Raw genomic sequence first — 12602 nt, 5'->3', positions numbered from 1 at the left:
CGGTCAGTCCTCGACCCGGGTAGCCGGATCGCCGTCGAACAGCCGGCCGTCGGGACGGCCGAGCGCCGTGAGCCGCTCCACCGCGGCTGGATCGAGGACGTGGCCCACCGCGGCGAGGTTCTGGCGCTGGCGCTCCTGCGAGGACGCCTTCGGCAGTGGCACGGCGCCGACGGCCGCGTGCCACGCGAGCACCGCCTCGGCCGGGGTCAGGTCGTGCTGCTCAGCGACCTCGACGACGACCGGGTTCGTCAGCAGGTCGCTCTTGCGGCCGAGCGGGCTCCACGCCTGGGTGACGATGCCGCGACGCCGGTGGTCGGCGAGCGCCTCGACCTGCGGGAAGTAGGGGTGCAGCTCGATCTGGTTGACGGCGGGCAGGACGCCCGTCTCGCGCTCGAGCCGGTCGAGGTGCTCGGGCAGGAAGTTGCAGACGCCGATGTGGAACACCAGGCCGCGCCGCTGGGCGTCGACGAGCGCCTGCCACGCCTCGACGTAGAGGTCGTGCGACGGGTTCGGCCAGTGGATGAGATGCAGGTCGAGGTGGTCGAGGCCGGTGCGCAGCACGCTCTCCTCGATCGAGGTGACGGCGAGGTCGTAGGCGTGGTGGCGCCCGGGCAGCTTGGAGGTCACCACGATCTCGTCGCGCGGCACGTCGGAGCGCCGCACGGCCGTGCCGACGGCGCCCTCGTTCTCGTAGTTCATGGCCGAGTCGAGCAGCCGGTAGCCGACGCGCAGGGCCGAGATGACCGTGTCGACGCCGCTCAGGCCGTTCAGCTGGTAGGTGCCGAAGCCCACCGGGGGCAGTTCGAGGCTCACCCTCGCACCCTAGGGCCAAAGTCAGCCGGGCAGCAGTTCGTACTCGCGCGCCACGCGGACCGCGGCGTTGCGGCGGGTCACGCCGAGCTTGCGCAGGATGTTGCGGACGTGGGTGCGCACGGTGTTGACCGAGATGTACATCTCCGCGGCGATCTCGTCGGTGGTGAGCAGCGCGGCGAGGTGCCCCAGCACCTCCATCTCCTTCTCCGTGAGCTGCTCGACGGGTGCCGGCTGGCGTGACTCCACCCCCGAACCGGGCCGGGGCCGGGCGGCGGCCGGACCGGTGCGCTCGAAGAGCCACGCGTGCGCCGTCGCGAGCTGGCGGTCCTGCTGGATCAGCTGGCGCACGGGCACGCTCGCCTCGTGGAACGGCCGTCGCAGGGTGGACGGCCGAGCCAGCTGCAGGGCCTCGACGACGGCCCGGTGGGCCTGGACGGGAGCGCCGGCACGCAGCAGGCGCGCGCACTCCGCGAGGGACCCGGCGACGCGGACCGGCACCGGTGCGTGCTGGTCGCGGGCCCGCGCGTAGGCCGTGGCGGCCGCGACGTCGTCCCCCTGGGCGAGCCGGACCTGGCCCGCGGCGAGGGAGACCGCGGGCCCGGCCAGCTCGTCGTCCACCTGGGCGAGCTCCTCGTTCGCCTCGGTGGTCTCGCCCCGGGCGAGCAGCCACGGGACCAGCTCGAGGCGCAGTCGCGCGACGAGCCACGCGTCCTGCGTCCCGAGACGCTCCAGTGCGGCGCCGATCGTCGCGATGGCGGTCGCGCGATCGCCCTGTGCGGCACGCAGGCGAGCGGTGACGAGGGCGAGCATCGCGTTCGAGACCGGATCGCCGAGGACGAAGTCCGCGCGGGCCGCGACGTCGACGTGCTCGCTCGCGGCGCGGAGGTCGAACTGCTCGAGGGCGACCCACGCCTGCGCGATCCGTGGCGCGCGGGGCAGGACGCAGACGGTGAGACCCGCGTCGGAGGCGGTCCGCGCCGCGCGCGCCGCGAGGGTGGCGGCGCGGGTCGTGTCGCCCTCGCAGCACGCGATCAGGGCGAGCAGGCCGAGGCACTCGACCAGCAGGGCGAGCTCGCCGGCACGGTCGGCCGCATCGGCGCCGAGGCGTAGCGCCTCGCGGGCGCCGGGCACGTCGCCCTCACGGAGGTGACCCAGACCCTGCATCGCGCAGACCAACGGGACCATCCCGGGGTCGGACTCCGCCCGGCCGCCGGTGCTGACCAGCGCCAGGCCGGCCGCGTCGGCGAGCGCCGCCGACTCGCGCGGGTCCGCGGCGTCGCGGCCGCGGACGGCGAGCAGCAGGGCGAGTGCGCGCCGGACGTCCTCTCCCGGATCCGTCGCGCCGGAGAGCCGGGCGACCTCGCGGTCGAAGGCGGCCGGGTCGCGCTCGGCGAGCGCCAGCGCCGCCCGGACGAGGACGACGTCCGGGTCCTCCAGCGCGGTGGGGATGGCGCGCAGCTCCTGGACCAGCGGGTGCGTGCCGTCCGCCAGCAGCAGCTGGCGCCACGCGTCGTGGTCGGTGACGAGCCCCGCGAGGTCGGTCCACGCCTCGATCGCTGCGTAGTGGCGCGCGGCCGGGGTGAGCATGCCCTCCCGGGCGTACCAGTCGGCCGTCCGGCGCTGCAGGTCGAGCAGCGTGCCGGGCGCTCGGTACCCCAGCTCGGCGCGGAGCAGGTCGCGGAAGAAGGGGTGGAAGCGATAGTGCTCGGCGTGACCCGGCACGCGCTCGATGAAGACGTTGACCCGTGCGAGGGAGGACAGGCCGCGGACCGCGCTGTGGCCGCCCAGCGCGACGGCCAGACCGGGCTCGACCGTGTCGGGCACGCTCATCGTCATCAGCAGGTCGAGGACCTCGGGCGAGTGCGCCGCGAGCACCTCCCCCATGAGGTACTCCGCGATGCTGCCGCTCTCGCCCATCACGTCGCCCACGTCGGCGTCGGGGTCCTCGTGGTCGCCGAGGAACTTGCCGGCGAAGCGGGTGCCGGTGACCCAGCCGCGGGTGCGGGTGTTGAGCAGGTGCACCGAGTCGGCGCGCAGCGGCACGCCCATGAGGTCGAGGACGGCGGCGGCCTCCTCGTCGGTGAGCGCCAGGTCGGCCATCCGGACCTCGGTCATCGACTCCTCGAGCCGGTAGCGGTAGAGCGGGAGCACCGGGTCGGCCCGGGTCAGCAGCACCAGGCGCAGGCGGTGCCCCGTGTGGCGGAGCAGGAAGTCCAGGTCGTCGGCGACCACGGCCGAGCTGACGTCGAACCCGTCCATCACGATCGTGATGGCCTCGGGCTCGGACGCGATCGCGACGGCGAGCTCACGGCGCACCCGCGAGTCCAGGGGCGCGTCCCCGGGCGGGAGCGGTCCCGCGGGAACGACGATCCCGAGACGCCCGAGCGCCTCGACGAACGCGGGCCACAGCACGTCGCCGGCGTCGAAGGTGATCCACTCCAGGCGCTCGGGCGCACGCGTGGTGGCCCAGTCGACGACGAGCGAGGTCTTGCCCGTCCCTGCGGGCGCGCTGACCAGCACGAGCGAGCAGCCGGGGTCGGCGTCGATCAGGTCGAGCAGTCGCGCGCGGCTGACGAACTGGCGGGGTCGGTCGGGGATTCCCGGCCAGCCGCCGGTGGCGGGGGCGGCCCGGTAGGACTCGTGATCTGCGGACGAGGGCTCGTCCTGCGAGCGTCGCACCATAGCCCTCACCTCCCCTCCCAGCACGCTAGTGAGCGGCCGCAGCCGCGCAGATCACACGAATCGTGTGAAGGACCGTGTGCTCCCAGTGCCTCCGAAGGCGTCTACTGCCCCAGCAGCCCCAGCACGGTGGCCCGCGCGACCGCCGCACCCCGGGTGCTCACCCCGAGCTTGCGGTAGATCGACGCGATCTCGGAGTTGGCGGTGTTGCGCGAGACGAACAGCCGCTCGCCGATCTGCGCGATCGTCAGGTGGGTCTGCAGGTACGGCAGGACACGGAGCTCCGCGGGGGTCAGTGGCGCGGTCACCCCGTCGTCGCGGTCGCCGCCGTCCACCATGGCGACGAACTCGGCCAGCTCGGCGCCCAGGACGCCGAGGTCCGGACGCTCGCGGGCGAGGTCGTGCAGCTCGCGCAGCAGCTCGCGGGCACCACCGTGGTCGCCCGTGGCCCAGAGCAGCTTCGCCACGGCGAGCCGGCCCTTCACCGCGAGCAGGGGCCGCGCGGACGTGCTGACGTGACGCGACTCCATGGCCTCGCCCAGCTCGTGCAGGGCCGCCGCTCGGTCACCGACGCGCAGGTGCAGGCGTGCCGAGGCCGCCAGCGTCAGCACGGTCGCCGGGTGACCCGGCAGGCCGGACTCCTCGGTCGCGCGGACCGCCGCGCGCACGTGCTCGCCCCCGGCGCGCCAGTCGCCACGGTCCATCGCGATCCAGCCCAGCAGGGCGAGCGCGCCCACGGCGATGTAGTAGTGACCGCCCCGCGTCGCCTCGCGCGCCGCCTCCTCGAGGCACGGGAGGGCCTCGTCCACCTGCCCGAGCATCAGGTGGGCCTCGCCGCACAGGGCGATGGCTCGGACGCGACGGAAGCTCCACGGATCGACGTGCGTCAGGGCGTACCGCGCGTCGCGCAGCGCCCGGTCGGGACCGTCCGGTGCCATCGCGGAGCGGAGCAGGGCACGGTCGGCCTCCAGGGAGGAGGTCGGGTCCGCGGTCGACTCGAGGAAGGACAGCCAGCGCTGTGCCGTGCCGGGGTCCCCCGTCAACGCCGCCACCCACCCCTGCACGACGGCCAGCCGCGGGTGCGACGCCAGCTGCAGCTCGCCCAGCGTCGTCAGCCAGCGCTGGACCACGGCGGACTCGCCCCGCTCCCACGCCGCCGGCGCCGCGGCGTCGACCAGGGCCGCGGTCCGCTCGTGCCGGGACGTGGAGAGAAGGTGCTCGATCGCGGCCTCCTGCTCGCCGCGCGCCTCGTGCCAGGTGGCGGCCCGCGTGTGCAGGCGCTCGACGTGCTCGGGGTCCTCGCGGCGCAGCTCGGCGAGGAGGAACTCGCGGAACAGGCGATGGTGGCGGTACCACGCGCGCCCGCGTCCGGTGGGCATCACGAAGCGGTTCGCGTCCTCCAGCTCGCGCAGGCGCGCGGTGGAGTCCGTGCGGTCGAGCACGGCGTCGCACAGCTCGCCGCCCAGCCGGTCGAGGATCGCCGTCCTGAGCAGGAACTCGCGCTGGTCGGCGTCCAGCGGACCCAGCACCTCGGACGCGAAGTAGTCCGCCACGAACCGGTCGTCACCGGCGACGTCCAGCCCACCGTCCGGGGAGGCCTTCGCCACCGCGGCCGCCAGGGCGACGCCGGCCGCCCACCCCTCGCAGTCGCGCGCGAGTCGGGCCGCCGTCTCGGGCTCCACGTCCAGCCCGGCGCGCGCGAGGATCGCGCGGGCGATGATGCCGTCGACGGCGAGGTGACACTCGTCGAGCTCCAGCGCTTCGTGCTCGGCACGCAGCCGCGGCAGGTGTGGCTGAGCGCGCCGACTCGCGGTCACCAGCTGCGAGCCCGACGGAATGCGCGCGGCGGTCAGCCGCACGACGTCGTGCGCCTCGTCCGACCGCAGGACCTGCAGGTCGTCCACGAGCAGCACGAAGGGTCGGGGGCGCGCGCTGACCGCGGCGACGAGTCCGCGCAGCGTGGGCCGCCGCGGAGCGGTGGTGCCGTCCGCGACGGCGAAGGCGTCGGCGAACGTGGCGACCAGGGCGTCGGGATCGTCGTCGGAGGCTGCCAGGGACGCGGTGACGACGGTGCGGTGGTCGAAGGTCGCCCAGCGGCGCAGCAGCGTGGTCTTGCCATACCCCGCGGCGGCCGTGACGGCGACGACGCGGGACGGCGCGCACCGGGCCGCCGCGATGATCTCGCCGCGACCGACCCCCTCCGGCGCCCCGGTCATGGACTGAGGGTAGCCACCGCGGGGTCGACGACGACGACGGATTCCAGTCGCAGTCCGAGCGCATGGATCACGGCGACCAGCGCGTCGACGTCCGCGGCGGTCACCGCGACGAACGTCGTGCACGTGCGGGTGCGCGCCACGAGCTCGGGTCCGAGCGCGTTCCGCAGGACGGGCCCCAGCCCGCTGTCGATCGTGAGCTCGTACTCCACGGTCGGCCCGCCACGTCCGGTCACGGCTCCTCGGCCTCCGGCTCGTCGTCCGGTGTGACGATGCGGCGCACCTCGACGACCTCGAGGCCGTACGTGCGCAGCTGGGCCAGGAATCCGTGGAGCTCGGACTGGTCGCGGATGCGGGCGCGCAGCGAGGTGCGCAGCTCGCGGCCGACCACCTGGATGTCCGCGAGGTCCCCTAGGACCTCGTCGGGAACGGCGCCCTCGATCCTGACCTCGAACACCTGCTGGCGCGGGTGCTCCGTCGTCATGGCCCACCTCCCGAGTGGTCGTCGTCCTGCGTGCAGTCTCGTCGGATCGGCACCGGCTCTCCTCGTCACGACGTGATGAGTTCGCCTGCCGATCGTTCCGGCCGTGGGACGGCACTTCGTCCCCGCAGGATGAGGCCGCTCCCCCGGCCGCGCTCCTACCGTGATCGGGACACGCACGCCGCGCGTCGCCACCGTGAGGAAGGACGGCACCGCCATGGACGAGGTCGAATGGGGACCGGTCGGCTACCTGATCGTGGAGTTCCCCGGTGCGAGGATGACCGGTGAGGGACTGCAGGAGCTGGTCGCGCTCACGGACAGCGGCACGATCCGCATCCTGGACCTGGCCTTCGTGCTGAAGGAGGCCGACGGGTCCGTCAGCGCGCTGGAGATCAACGACCTCGACGGCGACGGCGCGTTCGACCTCACGGTCTTCGAGGGCGCGTCGTCGAGCCTGCTCGGCGAGCACGACCTGCGTGAGGCGGGCGACGTGCTGACCGACGGCAGTGCCGCGGCGATCCTGCTCTACGAGAACCGCTGGGCCGCCCCATTCGTCCATGCCCTGCGCCGCAACGGCGCGGAGCTGGTCGCGGCCGGCTTCATCCCCCTGGACGACATCGCCGAGGCGCTGGACGCGACCGAGGCCGCGGGCTGAGCCCGCACACCACCCGAGCGAAGGAGCACGACATGCCAGGACTACTGAGGGGCGTCGCACGCACCGCCGTCGTCGCCGGAACGGCCACGGCCGTCTCGAACCGCGTCTCGCGTCGCCAGGCCTCCCGCTGGGCGGCCGAGCAGCCGCAGTACCAGCAGGGCTACGACCAGCAGTACGAGCAGGCGCCGCCTCCGCCCCCGCCGCCCGCGGCCCCGCCGGCGGACGATCCGATCGCCCTGTTGAGCCAGCTCGGGCGCCTGCACGAGGCCGGAACGCTCACCGACGAGGAGTTCGCCGCGCAGAAGGCGCGGATCCTCGCGCAGATGTGAGTCATGACCCGTCCGAGGCCGGACCCGGCCCGCCGACAGGCGTGGGCGCTCGTCCGGCGGGCCGCCGTGCGCGTCGTGCTGTCGGTGACGGTGCTGCTCTGCGCCTACTTCCTGTTGCCGGCGCGTGACTCGGGATCCGACCTGCCCTGGTTCCTGCTCGCGCTGCTCGTGTTCAGCGGCGTCGTGGCCGTCCAGGTGCCGCTGATCGCGCGCTCGACGTTCCCGGTGATCCGGGCCGTCGAGGCGCTCGCGCTGGCGATCCCGGTGTTCCTGCTGATGTTCGCGCGCGCCTACCTCACGGTGTCCCTCGCGGACCCGGACGCGTTCAGCAGGCCGCTCACCCGGGTCGACGCGCTCTACTTCACGGTCTCGACGTTCGTGACGGTGGGCTTCGGCGACATCACCGCCACGTCGCAGGGGATGCGCGTGGCCGTCACGGCGCAGATGATCCTGGACCTGGTCATCCTCGGCGCCGTCGTGAAGGTCTTCGCCTCGGCCGCTAGGCGTGGGCTGTCGGGGCGTGATCCCGGGACGCTGCCGGACTGACGGCCCGGCCCGCACCCGCCAGCACCTGGAGCACGGCGAGCAGGACCAGCGCGAGGGCCAGCGACCACCACCAGCGCTCGGGCGAGATCTCGTTGCCCCAGGCCAGCACGACCACCGCCACGCCGACGGCCACGACCCGCAGCCACGCGACGTTGTCCGTCACCCAGCGCCAGCCGAGGCCGAGCTGGCCGTGAACCACGCCGGCGCCGAACCGCTCGAGGGCACCGCCGATCGCCGTGCGCACCGCCGTGCCCGACCGGTTGGAGCCGGTGAACCAGCCGGCCACGACGAGCGCGAGGCCGAGCATCAGCACGACCTGCCGGCCGCGCTCGAGGTACGCCGACAGCGTCTCGTAGAAGACGGTGCTGGCCGGGCCGAAGGACGTCTCGGCGAGGGCGTTCGAGAAGAGCTGGCGGCCGACGCCGAGCGCGATCGCGAGCACGACGGCGTTCACGGCGATCGCGATCCCGACGGCCACCGTCATGCGGGGCCGGCGCCGCGCGAGCAGGACGGCGCCGAGGTAGAGCACCCCGACGACCGGCAGCGCCCAGCGGGCCACGGGGTCGCTGAAGGCGTAGATCGTGCGGATCTGCTGCACGCGCGGCGCCTCCATCAGGACGATCGTGCGATCGGTCTCGGGGATGGGAGCGTTCTCGACGAACGTCATGCCGCGGTCGACGAGCCGTGCCTTGACCTCGTCGATCACCTCGCCGACGTCGAGCACGACGTCGTCGCCCTGGAGGCTCACCGCTCCCCCGCCGCGGCCCTCGAGGATCCGCTGGAACGCTTGCTGCGCGCGGACGTTGAGCCGGGTCCACAGGTCCGCGAACGCGTCGGAGGCCAGGAAGGCGCGGACCTGGCGGTCGATCGCGGCGTTGATGGCGGCCGACAGCGGCGCGGCGAGCAGCTCGAGGCGGGGTGCCTCGTCGCTCAGGCCCGCGAACGCCTGGTCGAGGAGGCCCTCGATGTCGACCTGCTGGGAGATCGCCGTGGTCACCCGGGTGGCGAGCACCTCCTGGATCTCGGGCGACTGCACCAGCGGGCCGACGGTCTCGACGTACCGCTCGCCGTCGTTCAGGGTGCGCTGGCCCCAGTAGGCGATCGCCGCCGGGGTGGTCAGGAGGGCGGCCAGCACGAGGCACACGACCGCGCCGGCCGTGCGGCCGCGGGAGGCGTTCGTGGTCGTGGCGGGCATGGGTGTGGTGGAGTCCTGGGTCATCGGACGCTCCTTCCGGTGTCGCGATTCTCGTCATCGGGACCGAGCCGGGCATCATGCTCCGGGGGTGAGCCGGGGTCGCCCCGCAGCCAGGCGCCGGCCCGTCCTTCGTCGCTCACCAGGACCTGCCCCAGCACCGCGGTGCCGATCAGGATGAAGGCCACCACGTAGAGCCAGGCGAGGTAGGTGAAGGCCATCCCGATCGGGCCGTAGCGCCCGGCGCTCACGTCGAGCGCCCACGGCAGCCACACCTCCGCGGCCGGGCGGACGATGGCCATGGCGATCCCGCAGGCGACCGCGCCGGGCAGCAACCACCGCGCCGCGATCCGCCCGGCGAGCAGGACCCACGGGACGAAGACGGCCACCGCGACGTCGGTGGCCATGGACAGCGCGGCCGGCCACAGCGAGCGGGGTGGGAGCGCGCTCGTGCGCTGGGTGAGGTTCTGGACCACGACGACCGCCATCATCAGCACGACCACCACCGCGAACCAGCGCCAGGCCGACCTCAGGTCCACCCGCGGCCGGTCGACCTGCCAGACCACGGCGAACGCGCGACTCAGCGCGCGGGACAGGCTCGTCGCGGACACGAGGACGAACAGGACGCCCACGACGCCGAACGCCGCGGCGCCCTCGCCGCGGGTGGCCTCGTCGATGAGCTCGCTGGTCTCCCCCGATGCGCCGACGACCTCGGCGATCTGGTCCGAGCCGGCTCCGAGGAAGGTCACCGCGACGATGAGCAGCGGCAGGATCGAGGTGAAGAACTGCGCGGCGATCGTCATGGCGCGGTCGAAGATCTCGACGCGCACGGACGCGGCCGCCAGCCGCATCAGGGTGCGGCCGATCCACGTGGACAGCACCCACTGCACGCGCTCGCGCGCCCAAGGCGGCAGCCGCTCGACGGCCGTGTCGATCCGCTCGGTCGACTGACTGACCGGTGCGAACGGCTCGTCCCGGCTGCTGTCCTGGTCCATCGCGGCCTCAGTCCGAGGTCTCGGGTCTTCCCGAGATGAGCGGCAGCGCCCACGACAGGCGAGGATCCGCCTCCACGAGCATCGCCTTCATCAACAGGCTGAGCGGCACCGCGAGCAGCGCGCCCAGCGGACCGAGCAGCCAGGCCCAGAACACGAGCGACAAGAACGTGAGCGTGGGCGAGAGCCCGACGCTCTCCCCCACGACCCGCGGCTGGATGATCGACTGGATCACGAAGTTCACGACGCAGTAGACGACGATGACCGCGAGCATGAGCCCCGGTCCGTCCTCCAGCAGGGCGATCAGCGCCGGCGGCACGAGACCGATCACGAAGCCGATGTTGGGGATGAAGTTCGTGACGAACGCCAGCACCGCCCAGACGAAGGCGCCCGGGACGCCGATGACGTACAGCGCGACGCCGTCGACGATCGCCACGATGAGGCCGAACGTCGCGGCGACGACCATGTACGTGCGGGTCCCGTCGGCGAAGTGCCCGACGGCCGTGACCACGTCGCCGAAGCGACCGCCCAGCAGGTGCAGGTTCCGGCGGGCGGCGTTGGTGTCGAACGCCATGAACAGCAGCACGGTGAACAGGAAGAAGACGTCGGTCAGCGCTCCCAGCGTGCCGCCCAGGATCGACGCGACCAGCTCCACGAGCCGCGCCGGGTCGATCGCGGCGGCCACCTTGTCGAGCTGCGCCTGCTCGACGCCGAAGCCCTCCAAGGTCGCGACCGCGTCGTTCACGGTCTCGGTGAACTCCGTCGTGTACTTCGGCAGCAGCGCGGCCAGCTGGGCCACCGACACCACCAGGGCGAGGGTCATCACGACGATCAGCAGGTACGCCGCGATCAGCATGACCGTCGAGGCGGCCCACTCCGGAAGCCGCGTGCGCTCCAGCGCGCGGCGGGCGGGGTGCACCGTGACCGTGATGACCAGGGCGAGGAAGACCGGCCCGATGATGCTGGCGACGGCGTGCACGCCGCCGAGCACGATCGTCAGCGCGGCCGCGCCGACGACGAACGTCAGGACGCCCGACACGGTCCGCCCGGTGGGTCCCGGCCCCGGGCCCTGCTCGATCGTCATGCGGCCTCCTCGGTCCTGGCCCTCACAGACCGCGCGTGGTGTCCCGGACCGGGAAGTCGGGGCCGTGGTCGGCCAGCGCCCAGATGACGCACACCGCGATCGCCATCACGAGCAGCGACCAGATCGGGTAGTACGGGATGAAGGCGAAGTTCAGCAGCATGCTGAGCGCCGCGACGGCGATGCCGACGCCGCGCGCCCACCCCTGCCCGCTGAACACGCCGAACCCGGCGATGACGACGACGACGCCGGCGATCAGGTGGATCCAGCCCCAGGCGGTGACGTCGAACTCGAGGAGGTACTGGGGGCCCTCGACGTAGATCTCGTTCTCGGCGAGGGCCACGATGCCCATGAAGGCGTGGAAGACGCCCATCAGGATCATCATCACTCCGGCGAACGCGATGAAGCCGAAGGCGGCTCCCTGGGAACGGCGTGGTGCCGTGCGTGAGTCGGTCATGTCGCTGGTCCTCCTGCGTCCGGGCCCGAGGGGCCGGGGCCCGAGCGGGCCCTCCTGCCATGCAAGCGCGCATGGACCGGTGTGCGGATCATCCGTGCAGGGTGAGGCGACCCGCTCGCGCGCGCTCGGACACTGAGGCTGCTGCCCTGACAGAAAGGCACGATCATGTCTCGCACCGCAGAGCCCGCCGGGCCCGCCACGACCCCCACTTCCGGCCAGTACCAAGCCGTTCAGCCCAGCCCGGTCTCCGGCTGGGTGGGCTGGGTCTACTTCGCCGCCTTCATGATGGTGCTCCTGGGAGCACTGCACGCCATCACGGGCCTCGTCGCCCTGTTCAAGGACCAGTACTTCCTCGTCGGCAACGACGGCCTGGTCGTCACCGCGGACTACACCGCGTGGGGCTGGGCCCACCTGATCGGCGGTGTCATCGTCGCCGCGGCCGGCGTCGCGCTGCTCACCGGCAAGGTGTGGGCCCGCGTGATCGCCGTGCTGGTCGCGATGCTCAGCATCCTGGTGAACTTCGCGTTCATGGCGGCCTATCCCCTGTGGTCGGTCGTGATGATCACGATCGACGTCCTGGTGATCTGGGCCGTCATCGTGCACGGCGACGAGCTGCGCGACGCCTGACCTGGGCTCACTCGCCCGCGAAGACCTCACGCAGCGCGGTCTCCTGCTCGGAGCTGAGGTTCGTGAACACCAGCTCCGAGGGGCCGAGGTCGGCGAACGCGTCGGTGACCTTGTCCAGGACCGCGTCGGACGTCATGACGAACAGGGCGGAGGTGCCGGGCGTCACCTCGTCGCGGATCCGGTTGATGAAGCCGTCGTCGATGCCGACGTCGGCCAGGGACCCGGCGAGGGCGCCCGTCGCCGCGCCGATCGCGGCGCCCAGCAGCGGCACGAAGAAGATCAGGCCGAACAGCATGCCCCAGAAGGACCCGCCGAGCGCGCCCGCGCCGGTGGTCGAGTGCAGCTGGTGGGTCTTCGGCCGCTTCGCGCCCTCGGCCCACGAGACGGTCGCGGCGTCGTGGACGGTGATGAGGTTCTCGCGGCTCAGTCGCTGGAGCGTCTCCGACGCACGGTCGGCTCCCTCCGGCGAGGCGAACTTCCAGACTGTCAGGGTGGCTTGGGCCATGATGCGGTCTCCTGTGGTGCGAACGGGGGCGG

14 protein-coding genes are annotated in these 12602 nt (G+C 73.0%); 4 read left to right on the top strand and 10 right to left on the bottom strand.

What is annotated here, in order from left to right:
- Positions 1-3: 3 nt before the first annotated feature.
- The 5 genes from O3S82_RS08740 to O3S82_RS08720 form a co-directional block, all read right to left on the bottom strand.
- Positions 4-813 carry an aldo/keto reductase gene (locus O3S82_RS08740; RefSeq protein ID WP_179424371.1) on the bottom strand — a complete coding sequence of 270 codons (810 nt, stop codon included), beginning with the start codon at positions 811-813 and terminating at the stop codon, positions 4-6.
- Positions 814-834: 21 nt separating this feature from the next.
- Complete coding sequence (locus tag O3S82_RS08735) at positions 835-3495, bottom strand: LuxR C-terminal-related transcriptional regulator (RefSeq protein WP_269302196.1); 2661 nt, start codon at positions 3493-3495, stop codon at positions 835-837.
- A gap of 101 nt (positions 3496-3596) precedes the next feature.
- Positions 3597-5708: a LuxR family transcriptional regulator gene (locus O3S82_RS08730; protein ID WP_269302194.1), complete on the bottom strand. Its 2112-nt coding sequence runs from the start codon at positions 5706-5708 to the stop codon at positions 3597-3599.
- Positions 5705-5941: a hypothetical protein gene (locus tag O3S82_RS08725; protein WP_269302192.1), complete on the bottom strand. Its 237-nt coding sequence runs from the start codon at positions 5939-5941 to the stop codon at positions 5705-5707. The genes O3S82_RS08730 and O3S82_RS08725 overlap by 4 nt, the downstream gene beginning before the upstream one ends.
- Positions 5938-6189, bottom strand: coding sequence for a hypothetical protein (locus tag O3S82_RS08720; RefSeq protein WP_269302190.1), 252 nt, complete (start codon positions 6187-6189; stop codon positions 5938-5940). The genes O3S82_RS08725 and O3S82_RS08720 overlap by 4 nt, the downstream gene beginning before the upstream one ends.
- 160 nt (positions 6190-6349) lie before the next feature.
- Between O3S82_RS08720 and O3S82_RS08715 the strand changes: the two genes are divergently transcribed.
- Genes O3S82_RS08715 through O3S82_RS08705 form a run of 3 tightly spaced genes read left to right on the top strand, consistent with a single transcriptional unit; the run spans position 6350 to position 7716 of the window.
- A complete protein-coding gene (locus tag O3S82_RS08715) occupies positions 6350-6841 on the top strand; it encodes a DUF6325 family protein (protein WP_269302188.1) in 492 nt (163 codons plus the stop codon).
- Between the two features lie 32 nt (positions 6842-6873).
- Positions 6874-7170 (top strand): SHOCT domain-containing protein, encoded by a 297-nt coding sequence (locus O3S82_RS08710; RefSeq protein WP_179424375.1) that lies wholly within the window; start codon positions 6874-6876, stop codon positions 7168-7170.
- 3 nt (positions 7171-7173) lie between these two features.
- A complete protein-coding gene (locus tag O3S82_RS08705) occupies positions 7174-7716 on the top strand; it encodes a potassium channel family protein (RefSeq protein ID WP_179424376.1) in 543 nt (180 codons plus the stop codon).
- Here O3S82_RS08705 and O3S82_RS08700 read toward each other — a convergent pair.
- Genes O3S82_RS08700 through O3S82_RS08685 form a run of 4 tightly spaced genes read right to left on the bottom strand, consistent with a single transcriptional unit; the run spans position 7670 to position 11438 of the window.
- Positions 7670-8935: a hypothetical protein gene (locus O3S82_RS08700; protein WP_269302184.1), complete on the bottom strand. Its 1266-nt coding sequence runs from the start codon at positions 8933-8935 to the stop codon at positions 7670-7672. The two genes, O3S82_RS08705 and O3S82_RS08700, sit on opposite strands and share 47 nt — an antisense overlap.
- Positions 8932-9903 (bottom strand): YhjD/YihY/BrkB family envelope integrity protein, encoded by a 972-nt coding sequence (locus tag O3S82_RS08695; RefSeq protein ID WP_179424378.1) that lies wholly within the window; start codon positions 9901-9903, stop codon positions 8932-8934. The genes O3S82_RS08700 and O3S82_RS08695 overlap by 4 nt, the downstream gene beginning before the upstream one ends.
- A gap of 7 nt (positions 9904-9910) precedes the next feature.
- Positions 9911-10984, bottom strand: coding sequence for an AI-2E family transporter (locus O3S82_RS08690; protein ID WP_179424379.1), 1074 nt, complete (start codon positions 10982-10984; stop codon positions 9911-9913).
- A gap of 22 nt (positions 10985-11006) precedes the next feature.
- Complete coding sequence (locus O3S82_RS08685; RefSeq protein WP_179424380.1) at positions 11007-11438, bottom strand: DUF7144 family membrane protein; 432 nt, start codon at positions 11436-11438, stop codon at positions 11007-11009.
- 165 nt (positions 11439-11603) lie between these two features.
- Between O3S82_RS08685 and O3S82_RS08680 the strand changes: the two genes are divergently transcribed.
- Positions 11604-12065, top strand: a complete 462-nt coding sequence (locus O3S82_RS08680; RefSeq protein WP_269302179.1) for a DUF7144 family membrane protein — start codon at positions 11604-11606, stop codon at positions 12063-12065.
- Positions 12066-12072: 7 nt separating this feature from the next.
- Here the strand turns inward: O3S82_RS08680 and O3S82_RS08675 are convergent, their stop codons facing one another.
- Positions 12073-12570: a DUF1269 domain-containing protein gene (locus O3S82_RS08675; protein ID WP_269302177.1), complete on the bottom strand. Its 498-nt coding sequence runs from the start codon at positions 12568-12570 to the stop codon at positions 12073-12075.
- Positions 12571-12602: the final 32 nt, after the last annotated feature.

The organism is Aeromicrobium sp. HA (genome assembly GCF_027171405.1).
Lineage (GTDB): Bacteria > Actinomycetota > Actinomycetes > Propionibacteriales > Nocardioidaceae > Aeromicrobium > Aeromicrobium tamlense.
Note: the sequence above shows the minus strand (reverse complement) of the source record. Positions and strands in the feature narration are given on the sequence as shown.